The sequence below is a fragment of the Streptomyces sp. NPDC111802 genome (assembly GCF_055634335.1).
In genome coordinates this window covers 126,658-149,016 of record NZ_JBVKCZ010000004.1, presented here as the reverse complement: position 1 = coordinate 149,016, position 22,359 = coordinate 126,658, and the positions used below count along the sequence as shown (strand labels likewise).

18 protein-coding genes and 1 tRNA gene are annotated in these 22,359 nt (G+C 71.0%); 6 read left to right on the top strand and 13 right to left on the bottom strand.

Annotated elements, in window-relative coordinates:
* Positions 1-3 precede the first annotated feature (3 nt).
* Positions 4-2,736: a phosphoenolpyruvate carboxylase gene (gene ppc, locus ACZ7NC_RS05495; protein WP_471485120.1), complete on the top strand. Its 2,733-nt coding sequence runs from the start codon at positions 4-6 to the stop codon at positions 2,734-2,736.
* Positions 2,737-2,806: 70 nt separating this feature from the next.
* Here the strand turns inward: ppc and ACZ7NC_RS05490 are convergent, their stop codons facing one another.
* The 7 genes from ACZ7NC_RS05490 to ACZ7NC_RS05460 form a co-directional block, all read right to left on the bottom strand.
* Complete coding sequence (locus tag ACZ7NC_RS05490; protein ID WP_471485118.1) at positions 2,807-3,475, bottom strand: LPXTG cell wall anchor domain-containing protein; 669 nt, start codon at positions 3,473-3,475, stop codon at positions 2,807-2,809.
* Positions 3,476-3,612: 137 nt separating this feature from the next.
* Positions 3,613-4,101, bottom strand: coding sequence for a hypothetical protein (locus ACZ7NC_RS05485; RefSeq protein ID WP_471485117.1), 489 nt, complete (start codon positions 4,099-4,101; stop codon positions 3,613-3,615).
* A gap of 65 nt (positions 4,102-4,166) precedes the next feature.
* Positions 4,167-4,769, bottom strand: coding sequence for an aminoacyl-tRNA hydrolase (pth, locus tag ACZ7NC_RS05480; RefSeq protein WP_471485115.1), 603 nt, complete (start codon positions 4,767-4,769; stop codon positions 4,167-4,169).
* Between the two features lie 96 nt (positions 4,770-4,865).
* Positions 4,866-5,462 carry a 50S ribosomal protein L25/general stress protein Ctc gene (locus ACZ7NC_RS05475; protein ID WP_471485114.1) on the bottom strand — a complete coding sequence of 199 codons (597 nt, stop codon included), beginning with the start codon at positions 5,460-5,462 and terminating at the stop codon, positions 4,866-4,868.
* 181 nt (positions 5,463-5,643) lie between these two features.
* On the bottom strand, positions 5,644-6,624 hold the full coding sequence (locus ACZ7NC_RS05470) for a ribose-phosphate diphosphokinase (RefSeq protein ID WP_471485112.1): 981 nt from the start codon (positions 6,622-6,624) through the stop codon (positions 5,644-5,646).
* A 77-nt stretch (positions 6,625-6,701) separates the two neighbouring features.
* Positions 6,702-8,150, bottom strand: coding sequence for a bifunctional UDP-N-acetylglucosamine diphosphorylase/glucosamine-1-phosphate N-acetyltransferase GlmU (gene glmU, locus ACZ7NC_RS05465; RefSeq protein WP_471485110.1), 1,449 nt, complete (start codon positions 8,148-8,150; stop codon positions 6,702-6,704).
* A gap of 123 nt (positions 8,151-8,273) precedes the next feature.
* Positions 8,274-8,345 (bottom strand) — tRNA-Gln (locus tag ACZ7NC_RS05460).
* 200 nt (positions 8,346-8,545) lie between these two features.
* On the opposite strand from ACZ7NC_RS05460, the gene ACZ7NC_RS05455 reads away from it, so the two are divergent.
* Positions 8,546-9,880, top strand: a complete 1,335-nt coding sequence (locus ACZ7NC_RS05455) for a sensor histidine kinase (protein ID WP_471485109.1) — start codon at positions 8,546-8,548, stop codon at positions 9,878-9,880.
* Positions 9,881-9,900: 20 nt separating this feature from the next.
* Here ACZ7NC_RS05455 and ACZ7NC_RS05450 read toward each other — a convergent pair whose 3' ends face one another.
* Together ACZ7NC_RS05450 and ACZ7NC_RS05445 are read right to left on the bottom strand one after the other, a co-directional pair.
* Positions 9,901-10,395, bottom strand: coding sequence for an SUKH-3 domain-containing protein (locus tag ACZ7NC_RS05450; RefSeq protein WP_471485108.1), 495 nt, complete (start codon positions 10,393-10,395; stop codon positions 9,901-9,903).
* 85 nt (positions 10,396-10,480) lie between these two features.
* Positions 10,481-11,005: a YwqJ-related putative deaminase gene (locus ACZ7NC_RS05445; protein ID WP_471485106.1), complete on the bottom strand. Its 525-nt coding sequence runs from the start codon at positions 11,003-11,005 to the stop codon at positions 10,481-10,483.
* Positions 11,006-11,313: 308 nt separating this feature from the next.
* Here ACZ7NC_RS05445 and ACZ7NC_RS05440 point away from each other — a divergent pair, with 308 nt between their 5' ends.
* The 3 genes from ACZ7NC_RS05440 (at position 11,314) to ACZ7NC_RS05430 (ending at position 16,494) form a co-directional block, all read left to right on the top strand.
* On the top strand, positions 11,314-12,309 hold the full coding sequence (locus ACZ7NC_RS05440; protein ID WP_471485105.1) for an HNH endonuclease: 996 nt from the start codon (positions 11,314-11,316) through the stop codon (positions 12,307-12,309).
* A gap of 8 nt (positions 12,310-12,317) precedes the next feature.
* Positions 12,318-15,392 carry an SUKH-4 family immunity protein gene (locus ACZ7NC_RS05435; protein WP_471485103.1) on the top strand — a complete coding sequence of 1,025 codons (3,075 nt, stop codon included), beginning with the start codon at positions 12,318-12,320 and terminating at the stop codon, positions 15,390-15,392.
* A 214-nt stretch (positions 15,393-15,606) separates the two neighbouring features.
* A complete protein-coding gene (locus tag ACZ7NC_RS05430; RefSeq protein ID WP_471485101.1) occupies positions 15,607-16,494 on the top strand; it encodes a cellulose-binding protein in 888 nt (295 codons plus the stop codon).
* Positions 16,495-16,564: 70 nt separating this feature from the next.
* Here the strand turns inward: ACZ7NC_RS05430 and ACZ7NC_RS05425 are convergent, their stop codons facing one another.
* The 3 genes from ACZ7NC_RS05425 to ACZ7NC_RS05415 all read right to left on the bottom strand — a co-directional run bounded on the left by ACZ7NC_RS05425 (position 16,565) and on the right by ACZ7NC_RS05415 (position 19,369).
* Positions 16,565-18,175: a sodium/solute symporter gene (locus tag ACZ7NC_RS05425; protein WP_471485100.1), complete on the bottom strand. Its 1,611-nt coding sequence runs from the start codon at positions 18,173-18,175 to the stop codon at positions 16,565-16,567.
* Positions 18,172-18,726: a DUF485 domain-containing protein gene (locus tag ACZ7NC_RS05420; protein ID WP_471485098.1), complete on the bottom strand. Its 555-nt coding sequence runs from the start codon at positions 18,724-18,726 to the stop codon at positions 18,172-18,174. The genes ACZ7NC_RS05425 and ACZ7NC_RS05420 overlap by 4 nt, the downstream gene beginning before the upstream one ends.
* Before the next feature lie 148 nt (positions 18,727-18,874).
* The gene (locus tag ACZ7NC_RS05415; RefSeq protein WP_471485097.1) at positions 18,875-19,369 is read right to left on the bottom strand and encodes a GNAT family N-acetyltransferase; all 495 of its coding nucleotides are present in this window, start codon (positions 19,367-19,369) and stop codon (positions 18,875-18,877) included.
* 131 nt (positions 19,370-19,500) lie between these two features.
* Between ACZ7NC_RS05415 and ACZ7NC_RS05410 the strand changes: the two genes are divergently transcribed.
* A complete protein-coding gene (locus tag ACZ7NC_RS05410) occupies positions 19,501-20,673 on the top strand; it encodes an alpha/beta hydrolase family protein (protein ID WP_471485095.1) in 1,173 nt (390 codons plus the stop codon).
* Here the strand turns inward: ACZ7NC_RS05410 and ACZ7NC_RS05405 are convergent.
* Positions 20,654-22,234, bottom strand: a complete 1,581-nt coding sequence (locus ACZ7NC_RS05405; RefSeq protein WP_471485093.1) for an MFS transporter — start codon at positions 22,232-22,234, stop codon at positions 20,654-20,656. The genes ACZ7NC_RS05410 and ACZ7NC_RS05405 overlap by 20 nt on opposite strands.
* Between the last annotated feature and the right edge of the window lie 125 nt (positions 22,235-22,359).

The window sequence follows — 22,359 nt, the reverse complement described above, 5'->3', positions numbered from 1 at the left end:
CCTGTGAGCAGTGCCGACGACCAGACGACGACGACCAGCAGCGAGCTGCGTGCCGACATCCGCCGGCTGGGTGACCTCCTCGGGGAGACCCTGGTCCGCCAGGAGGGCCCGGAGCTGCTCGAACTCGTCGAGAAGGTCCGCCGACTCACCCGCGAGGACGGCGAGGCCGCCGCCGAGCTGCTGCGGGGCACCGAGCTGGACACCGCGGCCAAGCTGGTCCGCGCCTTCTCCACCTACTTCCATCTGGCCAACGTCACCGAGCAGGTCCACCGCGGCCGTGAGCTGCGCGCCCGGCGCGCCGCCGAGGGCGGACTTCTCGCCCGTACGGCCGACCGGCTCAAGGACGCCGACCCCGAGCACCTGCGCCAGACGGTCCAGCACCTCAACGTCCGCCCCGTCTTCACCGCACACCCCACCGAGGCCGCCCGCCGCTCGGTCCTCAACAAGCTCCGGCGTATCGCCGCGCTCCTCGAGGCCCCGGTCCTCGAAGGCGACCGTCGCCGCCATGACACCCGACTGGCCGAGAACATCGACCTCGTCTGGCAGACCGACGAGCTGCGCGTCGTACGCCCCGAGCCGGCCGACGAGGCCCGCAACGCCATCTACTACCTCGACGAGCTGCACGCCGGTGCCGTCGGCGACGTCCTGGAGGACCTCACCGCGGAACTGGAGCGCGTCGGCCACAAGCTCCCCGACGCCACCCGCCCGCTCACCTTCGGCACCTGGATCGGCGGCGACCGCGACGGCAACCCGAACGTCACCCCCCAGGTGACCTGGGACGTCCTGATCCTCCAGCACGAGCACGGCATCAACGACGCCCTGGAGATGATCGACGAGCTGCGCGGCTTCCTGTCGAACTCCATCCGCTACACCGGCGCCACCGAGGAACTCCTTCAGTCCCTCAAGGCCGACCTCGACGCCCTCCCCGAGATCAGCCCCCGCTACAAGCGCCTCAACGCCGAGGAGCCCTACCGGCTCAAGGCCACCTGCATCCGGCAGAAGCTGGAGAACACCAAGCAGCGCCTCGCCAAGGGCATCCCGCACGAGACCGGGCGCGACTACCTCGGCACCAGCGAGCTGCTTCACGACCTGAAGCTGATCCAGACCTCGCTCAGGGAACACCGCGGCGGCCTGTTCGCCGAGGGCCGCATGAACCGCACCATCCGCACCCTGGCCGCGTTCGGCCTCCAGCTCGCCACCATGGACGTACGCGAACACGCGGACGCCCACCACCACGCCCTCGGCCAGCTCTTCGACCGTCTCGGCGAGGAGTCCTGGCGCTACGCCGACATGCCCCGCGAGTACCGCGCCAAGCTGCTCGCCAAGGAGCTGAGGTCGCGGCGGCCCCTCGCCCCCACCCCGGCACCCGTGGACGCGGCCGGCGAGAAGACCCTCGGCGTGTTCCAGACCGTCAAGCGGGCCCTGGAGGTCTTCGGACCCGAGGTCATCGAGTCGTACATCATCTCCATGTGCCAGGGCGCCGACGACGTGTTCGCGGCGAGCGTCCTCGCCCGCGAGGCCGGCCTGATCGACCTGCACGCCGGCTGGGCCAAGATCGGCATCGTGCCGCTCCTGGAGACCACCGACGAGCTCAAGGCCGCCGACACCATCCTGGAGGACATGCTCTCCGACCCGTCGTACCGCAGGCTCGTGGCCCTGCGCGGCGACGTCCAGGAGGTCATGCTCGGCTACTCCGACTCCTCCAAGTTCGGCGGCATCACCACCAGCCAGTGGGAGATCCACCGCGCCCAGCGCCGGCTGCGCGACGTCGCGCACCGCTACGGCGTCCGGCTGCGCCTCTTCCACGGCCGCGGCGGCACCGTCGGCCGCGGTGGCGGCCCCTCCCACGACGCGATCCTCGCCCAGCCCTGGGGCACCCTGGAGGGCGAGATCAAGGTCACCGAGCAGGGCGAGGTCATCTCCGACAAGTACCTCGTGCCGTCGCTCGCCAGGGAGAACCTGGAACTGACCGTCGCGGCCACCCTGCAGGCCTCCGCCCTGCACACCGCGCCGCGCCAGTCCGACGAGGCTCTCGCCCGCTGGGACGCCGCCATGGACGTGGCGAGCGACGCGGCCCACGCCGCCTACCGCAAGCTCGTCGAGGACCCGGACCTGCCGTCCTACTTCCTCGCGTCGACCCCGGTGGACCAGCTCGCCGACCTGCACCTCGGCTCGCGGCCCTCCCGCCGCCCCGGCTCGGGCGTCTCGCTCGACGGACTGCGCGCCATCCCGTGGGTCTTCGGCTGGACCCAGTCCCGGCAGATCGTGCCGGGCTGGTTCGGTGTCGGCTCCGGCCTGAAGGCGCTGCGCGAGGCGGGCCTGGACACCGTGCTCGACGAGATGCACGAGCAGTGGCACTTCTTCCGCAACTTCATCTCCAACGTCGAGATGACGCTCGCCAAGACCGACCTGCGGATCGCCTCGCACTACGTCGACACCCTGGTGCCGGACGAGCTGAAGCACGTCTTCGACACCATCCGCGCCGAGCACGAACTCACCGTCGCCGAGGTCCTGAAGATCACCGGCGAGCGGGAACTCCTCGACGCCCAGCCCGTCCTGAAGCAGACCTTCACCATCCGCGACGCCTACCTGGACCCGATCTCCTACCTCCAGGTCGCCCTGCTCAAGCGCCAGCGCGACGCGGCCGCGAGCGACGCCGAGCCCGACCCGCTGCTCGCCCGCGCCCTGCTCCTCACGGTCAACGGCGTGGCGGCAGGCCTGCGCAACACCGGCTGACCACCCCGCACATGGCGGTGCCCCCGTGCTTCGTACGAGCACGGGGGCACCGTTGTTCTGTCGCTGCGCGTCAGGCCCTGCGACGCCGGGACACCAGGTACCCGCCCGCGCCAAGCAGCGCGGCGGCGGCCGCGGACAGCAGGCCCACCGGGGCACCGTTGCCGGTCTCGGCGAGATCGCCCTCGGCGCCGCCCTGCGCCGACGGGGACGCCGACGGGGCGGCCTCGGCGGACGTGGAGGGGCTCGCGGCCGGCTCGCTCGCGTCCTCGCCCGGCGTCTGGGACCCGGGCTCCGAGGCGGACGGCGAGGCCGTGGTGCCGCCGCCCTCCTCCTCACAGTCCGTCCAGAACACCTTGTGCTTGGCGGAGCCGTGCTCGCCCTCGAAGTTCCAGAACAGCTTGTAGTGCCCGTCGGGCAGCGTCATGTCGTCCGTACGGCCATGGCCCTCGCCGTCCAGGGTCAGCGCACCGGACTTCACCGTCTCGCCCTTGACGTCGGCGGTCGGCGCCCACGCCTCGATGTGCCAGTCGACCTTCTGGACGCTGTCGAAGCCGAACGCGTCCAGGTAGAACTCGCACACGTGCGGCTCGTTCTTGCGCAGCTCCTCGCCGGTAGCGGCGTCGTGGATCTTGACGGTGCCGTTGTCACCAGGAGCGGTGGCGTGGGCGGCGGCCGGTGCGGAGAAAACAGCGGCCGCGGCGACGGCGGACAGCGCGCCGACGCGGGTGAGGGTTCGCATGAGGCAGTAGTCCATCTTCGTGAAAGGAACGGGAAGATGTGGAGGGGGCGGCTCAGCATCCAACCTGGACTGACTCCAGGTCAATCACGAACCGACAACACTCGGACCCCCCACAGACATGGAGAACGCCCGAAGCCTCAGATCGTCACGAACGCCGCCGTCAGCAACGCGATCCCCGACCCCGCCAGCACCCACGCCATCCGCGTCCGCCGCAGCCCGCCCGCGACGACGACCGAGGCCAGCAACAGCGCACCGCCCAGCGGAACCCACGAGTACAGAATCCCCGCCGGCCCGGACCGTACGACAGCGTCACCGCCCGGCTTGATCACCACCGTGTACGTCTGCCCCTTGCGCACGGCCACGTTCTTCTCGATGACGACCGACCCGCGCGGCTGCGACCCCGCCGAGATCGGCGTGTACGGCCCACTGCACGAGTCCGCGCCACACCGCGTCACCTCGATCGTGCCGCTCTCCCGGCCCTTCGTGAGCATCACATGCTGAGCACTGCCCCACGACGCCCACACACCCGCGATCAGGATCAGCACCGCGACCGTACCCATCGCCGCGAACCGCCCGAACCGCAGCGCGGCGAAAGCTCCCTGACTGGAAACAACGGCAGAAGGCATGGCCGCGATCCTTGGCCATGCCCATGCGCTCGGTCAAACCCGGCCCGGTCGGGTGCACGGACAAGTCACGAGTTGTACGTGCTTTGCGCCCGCTCCAACCCCTCGATCACCAAACACTCCACCGCATCCGCCGCGCGATCCACGAAGTAGTCCAACTCCTTGCGCTCCGCCGACGAGAAGTCCTTCAACACGAAGTCCGCGACCTGCATACGACCCGGCGGACGCCCGATCCCGAACCGCACCCGGTGATAGTCCGCACCCATCACCTTCGTCATCGACTTCAACCCGTTGTGCCCGTTGTCCCCACCACCGAGCTTCAACCGCAGCATGCCGTAGTCGATGTCCAACTCGTCATGAACCGCAACGATATTGCCCAACGGCACCTTGTAGAAATCCCGCAGCGCGTTCAACGGCCCGCCCGAGAGATTCATGTACGACATCGGCTTCGCCAGGATCACCCGCCGGTTCATCGGCCCCGGCGGCCCGATCCGCCCCTCGACGACCTGCGCCTGAGCCTTCCCGGCCCGCTTGAACTTCCCCCCGATCCGCCCGGCCAGCAGATCCGCCACCATGAACCCCACGTTGTGCCGGTTCATGGCGTACTCGGGTCCCGGATTACCGAGGCCGGCGATCAGCCACGGCGCACTCGGATCGGTCGTCACGTCCATGTCTCCTTGATACGCGCCAGCCGCTGCCCCCATCGGGAACAGCGGCTGACAAACCGATGACAGAGCCGAGGATCACGCCTCTGCCAGAACCGAGGATCAGGCCTCGGCGACTTCCTCGCCCTCGGACTCCTCGCCCTCCGCGGCCTCCTCGGCCTGCGCGGCCAGGACCTGGATGACGACCGCGTCCTCCTCGATGGCCAGCGTGGTGCCCTTCGGCAGCGTGATGTCCTTCGCCAGGATGGAGGCGCCGGCCTCCAGGCCCTCCACGGACACCGTGACGGCCTCGGGGATGTGCGTGGCCTCGGTCTCGACCGGAAGCGCGTTCAGGACGTGCTCCAGCAGGTTGCCGCCGGCGGCCAGCTCGCCCTCGGTGTGGACCGGGATCTCGACCGTGACCTTCTCGCCACGCTTGACCAGCTGCAGGTCGACGTGCTCCAGGAAGCCCTTCAGCGGGTCACGCTGCACAGCCTTCGGGATCGCCAGCTCGTTGGTCTTGCCGTCGATGTCCAGCGCGATCAGGACGTTCGGCGTACGCAGCGCCAGCAGCAGGTCGTGGCCCGGAAGCGTGAGGTGCAGCGGGTCCGAACCGTGGCCGTACAGCACACCGGGGACCTTGCTGTCACGACGGATACGCCGGGCGGCACCCTTGCCGAACTCGGTACGGGTCTCGGCGGAGATCTTGACCTCGGACATGTTCACTCCTCGTAGAACTAGAGACGGACGTGGTCACCCGGCCACGAACGGCCTGCTACGAAGAGCGCGTCGATAACGGACCACCGAACCCCACAACGGGAACGGCCTCCCTCGCCGAGCAACTGAAGCAGTCTACTCGGACAGGGAGGCCGTACCCAAAAGGATCTCTACCGCACGATCTCTACTGCTCGTCGAACAGGCTCGTCACCGAACCGTCCTCGAACACCTCACGCACCGCGCTCGCGATCGTCGGCGCGATCGACAGCACCGTCAGCTTGTCCAGATCACGGCTCAGCTCACCCGGCGTCGGCAGCGTGTTCGTGAACACGAACTCGCTCACCCGGGAGTTCTTCAACCGGTCCGCCGCCGGACCGGACAGCACACCGTGCGTCGCCGTCACGATGACGTCCTCCGCACCATGCGCGAACAACGCGTCCGCAGCCGCGCAGATCGTGCCACCGGTGTCGATCATGTCGTCGACCAGAACACACACCCGGCCCTTGACCTCACCCACGACCTCGTGGACGGTCACCTGGTTCGCCACGTCCTTGTCACGCCGCTTGTGCACGATCGCCAGCGGCGCGCCCAGCCGGTCGCACCAGCGGTCGGCCACCCGCACCCGGCCGGCGTCCGGAGAGACGACCGTCAGCTTCTCCCGGTCCACCTTGGTGCCCACGTAGTCCGCGAGCAGCGGAAGGGCGAAGAGATGATCGACGGGACCGTCGAAGAAGCCCTGGATCTGGTCGGTGTGCAGATCGACCGTGAGAAGGCGGTCCGCACCCGCGGTCTTCATCAGATCCGCGATCAGACGCGCCGAGATCGGTTCACGTCCACGGTGCTTCTTGTCCTGACGGGCGTAACCGTAGAACGGCACAATGACCGTGATGGACCGCGCCGACGCCCGCTTCAACGCGTCGATCATGATCAACTGCTCCATGATCCACTGGTTGATCGGAGCCGTGTGGCTCTGGATCACAAAGCAGTCCGCGCCTCGCGCCGACTCCTGGTAACGGACGTAGATCTCACCGTTGGCGAAGTCGAAGGCCTTCGTCGGAACGACCCCGACCCCCAACTGCTGGGCGACCTCCTCGGCAAGCTCGGGGTGTGCGCGGCCGGAGAAGAACATCAACTTCTTCTCGCCGGTCGTCTTGATCCCGGTCACAGCACTGTCTCCTCAGAGGTATCTCAGCTGGATGTGCACTTATCACGGTACGCCGTGTTTGACGCGTCCCGTTCCGGTCAGTCTTCGCTCTCCACCTGCCGCGAAGCCGCCTCCGCCGCCTTCGCGGCAGCGCTGCCCGGACGCTTACGAGCCACCCAACCCTCGATATTCCGCTGCTGACCACGGGCCACAGCCAGCGAACCGGGCGGTACGTCCTTCGTGATCACGGACCCGGCGGCGGTGTACGCACCGTCCCCGACCGTGACAGGAGCCACAAACATGTTGTCCGAACCGGTACGGCAGTGTGAACCCACGGTGGTGTGGTGTTTGTCCTGTCCGTCGTAGTTCACGAAGACACTCGCCGCACCGATGTTGCTGTACTCGCCGATGGTCGCGTCACCGACATAGGACAGATGCGGCACCTTCGTGCCCTCACCGATCGAGGCGTTCTTCGTCTCCACATACGTACCGATCTTGCCCTTCGCACCCAGCCGCGTCCCCGGCCGCAGATACGCATACGGCCCCACACTCGCCTGCGCGCCCACGACAGCGCCGTCGGACACCGTGTTGTCGACCCGCGCCCCCGCGCCGACCCTGGTGTCCTTCAGCCGGCTGTTCGGGCCGACCTCCGCGCCCGCGCCGAGATGGGTGGCGCCCTGCAACTGGGTGCCCGGCTGGACGACGACGTCCTGCTCGAAGGTGACGGTCACATCCACCCAGGTCGTCGCCGGGTCGATGACCGTCACACCCGCGAGCATGGCACCGGTCAGCAGCCGGTCGTTGAGGATCCGGCGGGCCTCGGCGAGCTGCACACGGTTGTTGATCCCGGCGATCTCACGGTGATCGGCGGCGACCGAGGCACCGACGCGGTGACCGGCCTCGCGCAGAATGCCGAGGACGTCGGTCAGGTACTCCTCGCCCTGGCTGTTGTCGGTACGGACCTTGCCGAGCGCGTCCGCGAGCAGCTGCCCGTCGAAGGCGAACACACCCGAGTTGATCTCCCGGATCGCCCGCTGCGACTCGGTGGCATCCTTGTGCTCGACGATCGCCGTCACGGCACCGGAGGCACCGTCGCGCACGATCCGCCCATAGCCGGTCGCGTCCGGCACCTCGGCCGTCAGCACGGTCACGGCGTTGCCGTCGGTGGAGTGCGTGGCGGCGAGATGCGTCAGGGTCTCGCCGGTGAGGAGAGGGGTGTCGCCGCACACGACCACGACGGTCCCGTCGACGGCACCACCGAGCTCCTCCAGGGCCATCCGTACGGCGTGCCCGGTGCCGTTCTGCTCGGCCTGCACGGCGGTGCGTACGCCGGGGTCGATCTCACCGAGGTGCGCGATGACCTGCTCACGCGCGTGGCCGACCACGACGACGAGATTCTCGGGGTCCAACTCACGCGCGGCGGCGAGCACATGCCCCACGAGGCTGCGTCCGCAGATCTCGTGCAGGACCTTAGGTGTGGCCGACTTCATACGGGTGCCCTCACCCGCTGCGAGAACGACGACGGCTGCCGGGCGAATGGCGCTCACGGTTTGCCCTTCGGATGTGGCGGGGGTGGGGTGACATCCGCAGGATACCGGGGTGTTTTGCGGGGGAGATGAGAGCGGGCCCTGACTGAGCTGTCAGCAGTCAGGGCCCGAACCATGCGTGTGCTCCCCCGCCAGGACTCGAACCCGGACAGATGGCACCAAAAGCCACAGTGCTGCCAATTACACCACGGGGGAATGAACTCGACTGAACCGGACATTTAGCCAGGTCGCCGAGCGGCGCCTCCTACTATGCCGTACCAGGCGCCTTCCATGCGACGGTACAGGCAGCCCTCGGCATCGGTTGGTTTCGCTTACGTTCGGTCACGCAGTGTTGGTGTAGGCCAGTCGTCAAAACTCCCCGGAAATGGACGTACGGCGGCCCGTAGGCTGGAGGCATGACCACGACGGGGGAAGAGCGCGCCGAGGTCCCGCCGCCGGGGGCGGGGCCGTTGTGGTGGGGTCGGGTGCGCAGTGCGGTGCTGGACGTGAGTCTGGGTGTCGTGTCGGCGCTGGAGTGTGGGGTCGAGGGGGTTCGGTTCGCGGGGGATGCCGGGATTCCGGTGGCCGTCGGGGTGGTGTTCGGGCTGCTGGCGGGGGCGGTGCTGGTGCTGCGGCGCCGGTGGCCGATCACCGTCGTTCTGGTGTCGATCGCCGTGTTGCCCGCCCAGATGGGGTTCCTGCTGGGCATCGTCGGGCTGTACACGCTCGCCGCTTCGGAGCTGCCGAGGCGGATCATCGCCTCGCTGGCCGGGATGTCGTTCGTCGGGACGTTGATCGTGACGTTCGTGTGGGTGCGGCAGGGCGTGGATCGGGGGGATCTGAGTTTCGGTGACTGGGTGGTTCCGTTCGCCTCGGTCACCACGGCTCTCGGAGTGACCGCGCCTCCGCTGCTGCTCGGGTTGTATGTGGGGGCCCGGCGGCGGCTGATGGAGAGCTTGCGGGAGCGCGCGGACAGTCTTGAGCGGGAGCTTCAGTTGCTCGCGGAGCGGGCGGAGGAGCGGGCCGAGTGGGCGCGTAATGAGGAGCGGACGCGGATCGCGCGGGAGATGCACGATGTCGTCGCGCATCGGGTGAGTCTGATGGTGGTGCATGCCGCCGCGTTGCAGGCGGTCGCTCGTAAGGATCCCGAGAAGGCCGTGCGGAACGCCGCGCTCGTGGGGGACATGGGGCGGCAGGCGCTGACCGAGTTGCGGGAGATGCTCGGGGTTCTGCGCAGTGGGGGCGGGGGTGCGGAGATGGTCCAGCGGGCCGTCGTGCCGCTGGTCGCCGTGGGGGTCGCGGCCGCCGCCGCGGCCGATCGGGAGCGGGTCGGTGGGGACGAGTCGGCCGCTGAGGGGCCGTGTCTGTCCGAGCTGGACGAGTTGATCGGGCAGTCGGCTGCCGCCGGCATGGTCGTGGATCTGTCCGTGGAGGGCGAGACGCGGTCGTATGCGCCGGAGGTCGAGCAGACGGCGTATCGGGTGGTGCAGGAGGCGCTGACGAACGTCCACAAGCATGCGGCGGGTGCGAAGACGCATGTGCGGCTGGCGCATCGGGTGTCCGAGATCGCGATGCAGGTGGAGAACGAGCCGCCGCCGGAGTTGTCGTCGGCGTCGTCGGCGCGGTTGCCGTCGGGGGGTAACGGCCTGGTGGGGATGAAGGAGCGGGTGTCGGCGTTGGGCGGGGTGTTTGTGTCGGGGCCGACGGACGCGGGGGGTTTCCGGGTGTCGGCGGTGATTCCGGCGGCGTAGTCGCCGTGGTGCCTGGTGGGTCAGCCCGCGGTGAGGCGTACCGGTTCTATGCCGGTGACGAGGCCGGAGAGGGCCTGGTCGATGTCGGGGCCGAGGTACCAGTCGCCGGTGTGGTCGAGGGTGTAGACGCGGCCTTCGGCGTCGATGGCGAGGAGGGCCTGGGTGTCGGTCTCGGCGCCGAGGGGGCAGACCTCGGTGTCGAGGGCGCGGCCGAGGTCGCCGAGGGTGCGGGCCATGTGCAGGCCGTGCAGGGGGTCGAAGTGGAGGCTTGCCGGGGCGACCTGGCGGCCGGGGCCGGTGGGTGTGATGTGCAGGCCGCCGAATTCGGCCCAGGCTTCCACGGCGGCGGGGAAGACGGCGTGGCGGTGGCCGGCGGGTGATGTGTGGTCGCGCAGGGTGTCGGCCCAGACCTCTGCTTGTTTGATGTCCCAGCGTCCGGGCTGCCAGCCGGCGGCGCGCAGGGCGGCGTCGACGGGGACGGGGAAACGGGTGGTGGAGGTGCGGTCGGTGTGCATCTGCCTTTTGTTCGTCGGCGCTGACGGGACGTGCGGGGGGTTGGTGGGCGGTGAGCGGTGGGTGGTGGGTGGTGGGTGTGGGTGGTCAGCCGCCTGCCGTGGCCGGGTCGACGATGCGGACGCCGAAGTGGTCGCTGAGGGCGGTGCAGGCGCGGCAGGGAGCGGCGAAACTGCCGTGCAGGGGGTCGCCGTCCTCGCGGATGCGGCGGGCGGTGAGCTTGGCCTGTTTGAGGGCTTTGCGGGCTTCGCCGTTGGTCATGGGTTTGCGGGCGGCGCGTTTGCTGCGGGCGGCGTCCGCGGTGGCGATGTGGCGTGAGATGAGGATGGTCTCGGCGCAGCGGCCGGTGAACCGGTCGCGTTCGCCGCTGGTGAGGGTGTCGAGGAAGTCCTGGACGAGGTGGTGCAGTTCGGGGGGTTGGTCGCCGCGGGCGGCGGTGCCGGTGAGGGTGGCGCCGCGGACGGAGAGAGCGGCGGCGACGGTGGGGAGTATGCCGTCGCGGCGGTGGCGGAGGGCGGGTGCGTGGGGGTTTTCGGTGGCGCTCCAGCCGATGCGGGGGTCGCCGGACCTCGCCGCGTGTGGCCCTGTTTGCGTCGCGTTCATGATCATCATCCCCTCCTGAGCATCCCCCGGGCATGCTCTCGGACGTCACAGAGTGCCAAATGCCGTGGCGGGTGCGGAAGCTGGGGCGACGCGACACGCCCGGGTTTGGGCAGGCTGTCACGGCGGGGTGACGGCTGGTCACGGAAGCGGAGGGGGGCGTGACCGGCGCCGGTGACCGGTGTCGTCGTACCGCATAGGCTGTCGGCACCGCTTTCCATGCGGTGACGCGTGGACGCAGACGAGACAGTCGATACGTGGCGTTGTGACCGAGAGTGGTCATGGTGGCGCGTATCAGAACGCCGCAGGGGGCAACCGCCATGACGACAGGTCGGCTCGGGCAGCAAGCCGCGCCGCCGAACGCGGCCTACGCCGGGCAGGTCGTGCATTTCCCGGATCCGGTACGGGCGTCCCGTCACCCGAGAGGAGTACGGGTCGACGAGCGTGGTTACCCCGATTTCTCGCCGTACGCGCGCGCGGCGGTGGAGATCGCGGAGCCGCCGGAGGGTTTCGGGGTCGACGAGTTGCGGCTGACGGACTATGTGTCGGCGAACGCGGCGCTGGCGGCGTCGGGGCACGAACTGTGGGACACGATCCCGGCGGTGGCGACGCCGCATGGCTGGACCTGGCATCACGTGATGGGTTCGCGGCGGCTGGAGCTGGTTCCGGTCGAGGTGAAGGCGTTGCTGCGGCATCACGGTGGGATCGCGACGTCGGCGGTGGACCATCACAAGCGTGGGACGCGGCCGTTGCAGGAGACGCGGCCCGCGCATTTCCGGCTGCCGAAGTCGGGTGTGGCGGTGACGGAGGCGCAGGCGCTGGGTGTCGAGGAGGATCTCGGGTACCGGCTGCCGGGCGCGTATCGGTCGTTTCTGAAGGCTGCGGGCGGGTGTGCGCCGGTGGGGACGGCGCTCGACGCCGAGCTGGGGTTGTTGATCGACCAGCCGTTCTTCACGGTGCGGGACGAGGCGGCCGTCAATGATCTGGTGTACGTCAACAAGTGCCTGCGTGACCATCTGACCAAGGACTACCTGGGCGTTGGGTTCGTCCAGGGCGGGCTGCTGGCCGTGAAGGTGAAGGGCGAGCGGATCGGTTCGGTGTGGTTCTGTGCGTACGACGACGCGCGGGACGCGGATCCGTCGTGGGCGCCGGCCGACCGGGTGGAGCGGCTGCTGGTGCCGTGCGGTGAGGACTTCGACGCGTTTCTGTCCCGGCTGGCGGGCTCTCCGCCGGAGTTGGAGACGGTGGCGAATCTGATGGTGGACGGTGGGTTCGCGCGTGCGGTGCCCGTCGCGGCCGCGGCTGTGGGGGAGTGAGCTTCGCGATGGTGACGTTCGCACAGGCGCAGGAGCGCGCCGAGGAGTGGATCAACGGGGATGTGCCGTCGTACCAGCATCGTGAGGTGCGGGTGCGGGAGTTCGAGCGCGGGTTCGTGGTGTGGGCCGAGGACCGCGCGGACGGACCGCGTTCGGACGGTGGCACGCAGCGGCTGGTGATCGCCCGGGACAGCGGGGAGGCCACGCTGTGGCCTGCGCTGCCGGTGGGTGAGGTGATTCGCCGGTACGAGGAGGAGTACGGCCGTGTCGCCGCGGCGCCGGAACGGGCGCCGGCTGCTCCGGCCCGGGTGGATCTGAACCAGACGTCGTTCCTGCTGACTCCGCCGGAGTGGTTGCAGGAGGCTGCGGACCGGTTGGGGGCACCTGAGGGGCGGGACGGGGACGGGAGTTCGGGGCCGGACGGTGCTGCGGCCGGCGCCGGGGCGCTTCCTGAGACGTTGGGCGGGCCCCCGGCGGGGGTCGGCTCGGCGGCGGACTCGGGTGAGGGCAGAGGTGCGGGACGGAGTGCGGGCCGGGGTGCTGATGGGCCTGCCGGTGCGTCCGGGGCGGCGGCCGGGTCTTGGGCGACTCCGCCGCCGGCGGCGCCGGGTGTGCCGGACGGGGCCACTCCCTGGGCCGGGACGGACACCAACGCCGATGCCGGCGAGGACCGTTCCGTGCCGTTGCCGGAGACGGTGTTCGCGCCGCCGTTGAGCGGTGACGACAGTGTGCCGCGGGATGCCGAGACGGCGCTGATGTCGGGTGGCAGCCGACTGCCGTCGACGGCGGTGTCACCGGCGCTCGACGATGCGAACGCGGCCGGGGCTCCGCCTCCGGAGGGGGCGCCGACGTATGGGTATCCGCAGGGGTCGGGCGGGGCGGGTGCGCCGCCTGCGCCGGGGGTTCCTGCGTCGGGGGCTGCGGTGTCGGGTGCGACGCCTCCGCCTTCGCCGGGGGCGCCGTCGTATGGGTATCCGCAGGGGTCGGGTGGTCCTGGTACGCCGCCTCCGCCAGGTGCCCCCGCGCCGGGTGCGATGCCTCCGCCCGCGCCTTCCTACGGCTACCCGCAGGCTCCGGGTGGTCCGGGGCGGCCGCCCGCGCCGAACGCCGGGGACATCGCCGACGCCGCTACGAGCAAGGCGGCGCCTCCTCGGGGTCGCGGTGGGGCGACGCCGCCTCCGCCGCCGGGTGCGCCGGGTGTCCCGGGTGCGCCGGCCGGGAGTAGGCCTTCTGCCCCGCCGTCGGCACTGGGTGCTCCGGATGCCCCGGGTGGCGGGTACGTGCCCACGCAGCTCGTGTCGGCGCTCGGGCCCGAGGGGCCGGAGGGCGCTGCCGGGCCCGGAGTTCCGCAGGGTCCCGGTGCCCCGAACACTCCTGGTCTTCCGCAGCCGCCCGGCGCCCCGGGTGCGCCCGGCATGCCCGGCGCGCCGCAGCCTCCGGGCGCCCCCAACCCGCCCGGCGGTACGCCCCCGGGCGGGGTGCACCATGCCGCCACCGTCTTTGCCGACCCGAACCGGATGGGGGGTGCGCCGCAGCCTCCGGGTGCGCCTGGTGCGCCCGGCGCGCCCAACCCGCCCGGCATCCCCAACCCACCTGGTACCCCGGGCGCCCCGGGCATGCCTGGCGCGCCCCAGTCTCCAGGCGCCTCGGGCGCTCCCGGCTCCTCGGGCGGTCCCGGCGGTGCCGTACACCACGCCGAGACCGTGCTGTCCGCACCGCCGGTGGGCGGCCCCGGTGTGCCTCCGCCGCCGCAGGCTCCCGGTGCGCCGCAGCCTCCGGGCGCTCCCGGTATGCCGCCAGGTGCCCCCGGTATGCCGCCGGCAGGACCGGGCATGCCGCCTCCCGGTGCTCCCGGTGCTCCCGGTGCTCCCGGTGCTCCCGGTGCTCCCGGTGCTCCCGGTGCTCTGGGCACGCCCGGCGGCCCGGGTGCCCCCGGCATGCCCGGCGCGCCTCAGCCCCCCATGCCTCCGGGCGCCGTTCCGCCGCCCCCAGGGCACGCCGGGGCCGGCCAGCCCGCCCCGGGCCACCCGGGCCAGCCCACGCCGAGCCACCCGGGCCAGCCCGCCCCGGGCCAGCCGTCGTACGGTTACCCGCCGCAGCCCACCGGTCAGCCGACCGTCGGACCCGGCTACCAGGCCGTTCTCCGCTACCGCGCGCAGGACGGGTCGGAGCAGCAGCTGATCCGGCGTTCGGCGCCGGGTACGCCGCATCCGGAGTGGCAGATCTTCCATGAGCTGCGGGGCATGAACGTGCCGCCGGATCAGGTCCTGGAGCTGCACACGGAGTTGGAGTCGTGCGAACTGCCGGGCGCGTACTGCGCGCGGATGATCCGGGAGCAGTGGCCGCAGGCGCGCATCACGTCGATCGCGCCGTACGGCACGGATCACGCGAGCCGGCAGCAGGGCATGCAGCAACTGCTCGCCCACCAGGGCGAGTTGCACGAGGTCGCCGACGGCCCCGCCCGTCCGGCCCCGGTGCGCGCCCCGCTGTCGCAGGTGCAGGCGGCGCCGCCGATTCCGCCGGAGGGCGTGGCGCAGGAGCTCGCGGGGGCGTTCGGGCCGGGCGTCTTCCGGTTCGAGCAGGCCGCCGTGTCCCGGCAGGGCGTGCCGCCGCTCGTGGCGCACTGCCTGGTCGTCGGTGGGCTGCCGATGGACATGGGCCCGTTCTTCTGGGCGCAGGCCCAGCCGGGGCGGCCCGTTCCGACGCTGGCGGAGCTGGCGCAGGAGCGCGGGGTGCAGCCGGCGCCGGACGCGGGGTCGTACCTCGTCATGGGCAGCGACTTCGGCAAGGCGATCTGTGTGCAGTACGGGACGGCGAACATCGTCGCCGTGCCGGTGGAGGCGGGGCCGGGCGGTGCGCCCGTTCCGCCGCAGTTCGTGAACACGGGCCTGCCCGAGTTCCAGCGCTGCCTGGCGCTGCTCGGCCGGATGTGGCGGCTTCGCTTCGGCCTCAACCAGGAGCAGGCGGGCCGCTGGACCGTCGACTTCCAGGCTCAGCTCGCCGCCTTCGACCCGGCGGCGCTCGGCTCGCCGGAGAGCTGGTGGTCGGTGCTGCTGGAGCAGATGTGGGACGGATTGTTGTGACGCCGCCCGGCTGCCGCTGACGGCGGCGGGCGGGGCGTGAAAGGGGCCGGCTCCCGGTGGTACGACCGGGAGCCGGCCCTTTCGTATGCCCTCTTGCACCCTCCGCGCCCCGCCCCGCGCCCGGAGTGTCGCGTTATGAACCCCTACAGCCGATAGATCAAGATGTGCGCTAAATCATCATTTTCACATCCGTTCGGCGGAAGGGGTTCTCAGGATGAGCAGTGCACCGGACTCGCTCCACGACTTCGTGGTCGTACGAGGGCGTGGCTACCGTCCCGAACAGGTCGACGCCTATGTCGACGCCCTCTTCCGCGACCGGGACGCCGCCTGGGAACGGGCCGCGCGGCTCACCGTGCTGGCCAAGGAGATGGAGGCCGAGGCGGAGCGGCTGCGGGAGGCGGTGGCGGAGCTCGGGCCGCAGACGTACGAGTCGCTGGGGGAGGGTGCGCGCCGGCTCTTCGAGTTGGTGCAGGAGGAGGCCGAGGCGGTGCGGGAGGGGGCCACGAAGGAGGCTCAGCGCCTGATGGACGAGGTGCACACGTGGGTGAACGGCCTGCGGGACGCGGCACAGGCGCACGCCGACGCCCTGGGCGCGGAGGCCGACGAGTACGCCGATGAGCGGCTGGTCGCGGCACGCGCCGAGGCGGACGAGATCCGGGTCGCGGCCCGGCGCGCGGTGCGCGAGGAGCGCGGCCTGGAACTCCTCGCGCTGCGCGAGCTGCGGCAGCGGACCACCCGGATGCTCACCGAGCAGGCCAGGGACCACGGCCAGCGGTGGGCCGACTTCCAGCGGGAGACCGAGGAGCGGCTGGCCGCGCAGGAGGCGGCGGAGGTGGAGCGGCAGGTTCGGGCCGAGGAGTCGTTGGCCGAGGCGAAGCAGGTCTACGCGGACGCGGAGGCCTCGGCCCGGCGGGTGCAGGAGGAGGCGCAGGCCCGCGCGACCGAACTGGTCACACAGGCCCGGGAGCGGTCGGACGAGATCGCCCGGGAGACGGAACAGGTGCTGCGCGAGCACGGGGAGATGTGGGACGACGTACGGACGCACATCGGCCAGATGCGCAACAGCCTCACGGCACTCACGGGCCAGAACGCGCTGGAGTGACGGACGGCGCCACCGACCACGGAGCCACCCGCGGCACCGCCCCGGCCGCCACCGGCCACCCCGGCGCCGCTCAGTTCCCCCGACGCACCGCCCCCGCCAGAATCCACCCCTCCACGGCCTCGTACTGCCGCCGCTGATCCTCCGACTGCCGCCGCCCCGACGCGACCGTCCCCAGCCAGCCGAGCAGGAACCCGGCCGGGACCGACACCAACCCGGGCGTCGTGAACGGGAACCAGTTGAAGTCGGCCTCGGGGAAGGCCGCCACCGGCGATCCGGAGACCAGATTGGTCCACGGCATCAGCGCCAGCACCACCGCCGAACCGCCGATCAGGGTCCACAGCAGCCCGGCCCGGGTGTACCGGCGCCAGAAGAGGCTGTAGACGAGGGCCGGCGCGATGGCCGAGGCGCCCAGTGTGAAGGACAGGGTCACCAGGGGCTGGAGACTGCGGTGCTGGACCATCGTCGCCAGCACGATCGCCGGGACGCCCACCGCCAGCGCCGCCAGCCGCGCCAGGGCCATCTCGCGGTGTCCGGACAGCTCCCGCATCCGCGTGGCGAACAGGTCATGCGCGAGGGAGTTCGCGCAGGCGAGGATCATGCCCGCCACCGAGGCCAGCACGGTCAGGAAGATGGCCGTGGTGACCGCCGTGAAGAGCAGGCTCTCCGCGGTCGAGACCTCGGCGCCGAACACGGCCCTGGAGCCCAGCAGATACGCCGTGTTGCCCTGGGGATCCGCCCCGGCGATCACCTCGCGCCCGATCAGCGCCGTCGCCCCGAAGCCGACCACCGTGATCACCAGCACGAACAGCGCCACGCTGGACACCGCCCAGGACATGGACCTGCGCACCTGGCGCGCGCCGGTGGCCGTGTACATCCGCATGGTGATGTGCGGCAGAACCGCGCCGCCGAGGACGACCGCGAGCTGGGAGCTGATCATGTCGAGGCGCGGATACGGGCTGCCCGCGAACTGAAGCCCCGACTCCAGGAACGCCGACCCGACCCCGCTGTGCTCGGCCGCCGTGTTGAACAGCGCGCCCGGATCCCAGTCGAACCGCCGCAGCACCAGTACGGCGACCACGGCGCCCGAGCCGAGCAGCATCACCATCTTCAGGATCTGGATGAGGGCCGTGCCCTTCATCCCGCCGATGGCCGCGTAGCTGATCATCAGCACACCCAGCCCGATGACGCACCCCGTCTTCAGGGAGTCGTTGGAGAACCCCAGGATGAAGGCCAGCAACTGCCCGGTCCCCGCCAGTTGCACCAGCATCAGCGGCACCAGCGCGGCCAGCGTCACCCCGCATGCCGCGATCCGCACGCCCCGGCCCGGCATACGGCGCGCCAGCGCGTCGCCCATCGTGAACCGGCCCGCGTTGCGCAGCGGTTCGGCCAGCAGGAACATCAGCAGCATCAGCGACAGGGCCGTGCTCAGCGCCAGCACGATCCCGTCGTAACCGCACAGCGCGACCACGCCGGTGGTCCCGAGCACGGTGGCCGCGCTGATGTAGTCGCCGCCGATCGCCAGGCCGTTGCGCATGGGGGACAGGGAGCTGTAGCCCGTGTAGAACTCGTCGAGGTCGTCCCGGTCCGGACCGGTCATCACGCACAGCAGCAGCGTGATGGTGACCACGACGCAGAAGGCGACCAGTGACATCGCCTGCGCGTCTCCGCTGAAGTTCGTCATCGGCCCGCTCCCCTCTTGCCCGCCTCGCGCTTGGCCTCCACCGCCGCCTCCTTGCGGATCCGGTCCGCGATCGGGTCGAGGTAGCGGCGGGCGGTGTGCTCGTACAGGCCTATCGCCAGCCAGGTGACGGGCAGTTGCAGCAGGGCGAGCAGCAGTCCGGCCGGTAGCCCGTCGGCGACGGTGCTCGTCATGAACCCGGGCGCGAAGGCGGACAGGATCAGAAACAGCGTGAAGTACCCGAGCGCGGTCAGCGTCGCCACGCGCCGCTGCCAGCGGTAGGCGCTGCGCAGGATCCGCAGGTCGCTGTGGTGTCCGAGGGGCGGGTGGTCGGGGGTTCGGTGCCGTGGGGGTTCGGGTGGTTGTGGTGGGGCGGCCGGCTGCCAGGGGTAGGTGGCGTACGACGGGGGCGGCGAGGGAGACGGGGGGCGGGGGGACTGGAACCGGTCGTACGAGTCGTACCGATCGAACGGGTCGTACTGGTCTCGCGGGTTGTGCGGGTCGCGCGGGTTGTGCGGGTCGTGCGGGTCGTACCGGTCGTGCGGGGAGGACATCCCGGTGCTCCTTGCGTGGCTCGGGTCCGGCGGACCACAGGGAGGTGGGGGGCAGGCGAGCCACGCACGTTACTTCGGAGTACGCACATGCGCGAGGGTTTCTGCAAACTGAGTGGTCGGTATGCGCTTGCTGTACGGCGCAGAGGTGTCAGTGCCCGAGAAGCGTGCGTCGGTAGCGGACCCCCGGCTTGCCGGAGATCGTCACGTCTCCTGCGGCGATGAACGCGTTCTTCTCCAGCACGGCCCGGGACGCCATGTTGCCGAGCGTGGTCACCGCGACCAGCGACGTCAGCCCGTACGCCGTGCCGGCCACCCGGCACATCTCCGCCACCGCCGCCGTGGCGACACCCTTGCCCGCCGCGAACTCGCCGATCCGGTAGCCGAGTTCGGCTGAACCGTCCTCGACGTCGACCAGGTTGACCCGCCCGACGAGACGTCCCTCCTCGTCCAGTACGACATGGAAGTGGCAGACCCCGGCGTCCTGTTCGGCCAGCAGCGCCTCGTGCCGGGCCGCGAAACCCGCGGGGGTGAAGTACATGTCCCCGCGGTCCGGCACCGTACGGGCGAAGTACTCCCGGTTCTCGCGCTCGAAGGCCAGCACGACGTCCGCGTGGTCGGCGCGCAGGCGCTCCAGGGTCAGCATGAGGAAAGGGTAGGTGAGGGTGCCGGGGACGTGTCCGACCGGGGGAGGAGCCCGGTACCGCCGCTCGGCACTCCTGGCTTACGACTTGATGGTGACGCCAGTCCAGGGGGCCGCGGCCTAGCGTCCTCGGCATGACCAGATCACGTTTCTTAGCAGCAACAGCGGCAGCAGCGGCAGCGTCCGCCGTGCTCGTCCTCGGGCCGGCTCTGACCCTGCCGGCCGCCGCCGCGGACCCGGCTCCCGTCGTCGCCGGCGCGCCCACCACCGCGGCGGCCCAACTGCCCCGCCCCACCGGCGCCCACACCGTCGGCCGCGACACCCTCCACCTCGTCGACGCCGATCGTCCCGATCCGTGGGTCCCGTCCGCCGGGCCGCGTCAGCTGATGGTGTCCATGTACTACCCCGCGCGCCACGGTGCGAGCGGACCGACGGCTCCTTACATGACCGTCGAAGAGGCCCGTCACCTACTGGAGTTGAGGGCGCCCGACGTCACGCTCCCGCCGGAGGCGATCAGCGGCATCCGGACCTGGGCGCACACCGGCGCGCGCCCGGCGCACGGCAGGTTCCCGCTCGTCGTGCTCTCGCCGGGGTTCACGTTCCCGCGCGCCACCCTGACCGGTCTCGCCGAGGATCTGGCCAGCCGTGGGTATGTCGTCGCGCTGGTCGACCATCCGTACGAGAACGCCGGCACAACCCTGCCCGACGGACGGACCCTGCCCTGTGCCATCTGCGACGAGCCTCCCGAGGGCGGGATGAGGGCCGTCGCCGAGAGCCGGGCCCGGGACGTCTCCTTCGTGCTCGACCGGCTGACCGGGCGGCATCCCGCGTGGCGCCACGCGCGCGTGATCGACGCCGAACGGATCGGTATGGCCGGGCACTCCATCGGCGGCAACGCGGCCGCCGCGACGATGGCCGCCGACGCGCGCGTGCGGGCCGGCGTGAACATGGACGGCACCTTCTTCTCCCCCGTGCCGGGCGGTGGTCTCGACGGCCGGCCCCTGCTGATGTTCGGGGCCAGGGACCGGACCGAGGACGCGACCTGGAACTCGGCCTGGGCCGACCTGGACGGCTGGAGGCGCTGGCTGACCGTCATCGGTGCCGACCACGGCTCCTTCACCGACGTACCCCTCCTCGCGGACCTGGCCGGCATTCCGGACACCGCGCCGATGCCCTACGAGCGTTCGCTCGCCCTCACGCGCGCGTACGTCGCCGCCTTCCTCGACCTGCACCTGAAGGGCGTCCCGCAGCCCCTTCTCGACGGCCCGTCACCGGACAATCCCGAGGTCAGCGTCCGTCTTCCTTGACGGTCTCAGTGACCGCCCCGGTGACGCCCCCGTCGACGGCCTCACCGGGGACCTGATCGCCGACCTCCTTGAGCACCGGGAACCTCCTCGGCGCCAGCAGCAACAGCACCAGGAAGGCCAGCGCCGCCGCGCAGGACGCGCCCAGATACACGGCGTGCACCGCGTCGGCGATGGCCCTCCTGGTGGCCTCCGGGGCCGTACCGCCGAAGGCCAGTGCCCGGGTCACCGAGTCCAGGTCGCCCGCCCCGCCGAGCCGTGACGCCAGTACGCCGTTCGCCACCGCGCCGAAGAGCGCCGCGCCCACCGTCTGGCCCGTCTGCCGGCAGAACAGCACCGAGGCCGTCGTGGTGCCCCGCTCCGACCAGCCCACCGTCGACTGCACACCGACGATCAGCGGCAGTTGGAACAGGCCCAGCGCCGCCCCCAGCAGCAGCATCAGCAGGGCCGGCTGCCAGGCCTGGCCGGGATACGGCAGGAACAGGAAGGCCAGCAGGATCAGGGAGGCCGTTCCGATCCCCAGCATCGCCGTGTTGCGGAAGCCGATCCTTCGGTACACATGCTGGCTGAAGGCCGCCGACACCGGCCAGCTCAACGTCCAGACGGACAGCACGAATCCGGCCGCCACCGGGGCCAGACCGAGGACCGCCTGGGCGTACGTGGGGAGGAACACCGTCGGTGCCACCATCAGCAGGCCCAGCGCACCGAGCGCCAGGTTCACCGCCGCGATCGTCCGGCGCCGCCACACCCACCCGGGGATGATCGGCTCGGCCGCCCGGCGCTCCACCATCACCACGACCGCCACCAGGGCGAGTCCCGTACCGAACAAGGCGATCGACGGTCCCGACAGCCAGGGCCAGGCCACCCCGCCCTGCACCAGCGCCGTCAGGAGCACGCCGCCGCACGCGAACACCGCCAGCGCGCCCGCCCAGTCGACACGCGCGCGCGTACCCGTCGTCCCGCGCCCGGGCTCGTGCAGATGACGCGCGATCAGCCACAACGCCACCGCCCCTATGGGCAGGTTGATGAGGAAGATCCAGCGCCAGTCCGCGTACGCCGCCAGAACGCCGCCCAGCCCCGGTCCGGCCACCGCCGACACCGCCCACACCGTCGACAGCTTCGACTGGATCTTCGGGCGCTCCTTGAGCGGGTACAGGTCGGCGGCAAGCGTCTGGACCGTGCCCTGAAGGGCGCCGCCGCCCAGCCCCTGCACGATCCGGAACGCGATCAGCGCCCCCATGTTCCAGGCCACCGCGCACAGCAGCGACCCCAGCAGGAACACCGCCGCGCCCGCGATCAGCACCGGCTTGCGGCCGAAGGTGTCGGAGAGCTTGCCGTAGACCGGGAGGGTCACCGTCACGGCGAGCAGATAGCCGGAGAAGAGCCAGGAGAAGACGGAGAAGCCGCCGAGGTCGCCCACGATCTGCGGTACGGCCGTGGAGACGATGGTGGCGTCGAGCGCGGCCAGCGCCATCGCGAGCATCAGGGCCGCGACCACGGCTCCCCGCCGGTCGGTTCCGGTGCGCTGTGCGGTGTCGCCCATCGCGGGTCTCGTACTGCCCACCGGGGTCCTCTCCTGTTGCTTTCCCCTTGCACCTATCTGCCGCCGAACAGCTTCCCACTTGAACCTGACGCCACGGGAGGGTGGAGGCTCGATGCGTCCAAGGGCGGAGACAACCCCGACGCGCG

Coding starts and splice junctions, on each gene's coding strand:
- ACZ7NC_RS05490 (WP_471485118.1), bottom strand. CDS start 3,475: ATGCGAACCCTCACCCGCGTCGGCGCGCTGTCCGCCGTCGCCGCGGCC.
- ACZ7NC_RS05485 (WP_471485117.1), bottom strand. CDS start 4,101: ATGCCTTCTGCCGTTGTTTCCAGTCAGGGAGCTTTCGCCGCGCTGCGG.
- pth (WP_471485115.1), bottom strand. CDS start 4,769: ATGGACGTGACGACCGATCCGAGTGCGCCGTGGCTGATCGCCGGCCTC.
- ACZ7NC_RS05475 (WP_471485114.1), bottom strand. CDS start 5,462: ATGTCCGAGGTCAAGATCTCCGCCGAGACCCGTACCGAGTTCGGCAAG.
- ACZ7NC_RS05455 (WP_471485109.1), top strand. CDS start 8,546: ATGACCACGACGGGGGAAGAGCGCGCCGAGGTCCCGCCGCCGGGGGCG.
- ACZ7NC_RS05450 (WP_471485108.1), bottom strand. CDS start 10,395: ATGCACACCGACCGCACCTCCACCACCCGTTTCCCCGTCCCCGTCGAC.
- ACZ7NC_RS05445 (WP_471485106.1), bottom strand. CDS start 11,005: ATGATGATCATGAACGCGACGCAAACAGGGCCACACGCGGCGAGGTCC.
- ACZ7NC_RS05440 (WP_471485105.1), top strand. CDS start 11,314: ATGACGACAGGTCGGCTCGGGCAGCAAGCCGCGCCGCCGAACGCGGCC.
- ACZ7NC_RS05435 (WP_471485103.1), top strand. CDS start 12,318: ATGGTGACGTTCGCACAGGCGCAGGAGCGCGCCGAGGAGTGGATCAAC.
- ACZ7NC_RS05430 (WP_471485101.1), top strand. CDS start 15,607: ATGAGCAGTGCACCGGACTCGCTCCACGACTTCGTGGTCGTACGAGGG.
- ACZ7NC_RS05425 (WP_471485100.1), bottom strand. CDS start 18,175: ATGACGAACTTCAGCGGAGACGCGCAGGCGATGTCACTGGTCGCCTTC.
- ACZ7NC_RS05420 (WP_471485098.1), bottom strand. CDS start 18,726: ATGTCCTCCCCGCACGACCGGTACGACCCGCACGACCCGCACAACCCG.
- ACZ7NC_RS05415 (WP_471485097.1), bottom strand. CDS start 19,369: ATGCTGACCCTGGAGCGCCTGCGCGCCGACCACGCGGACGTCGTGCTG.
- ACZ7NC_RS05410 (WP_471485095.1), top strand. CDS start 19,501: ATGACCAGATCACGTTTCTTAGCAGCAACAGCGGCAGCAGCGGCAGCG.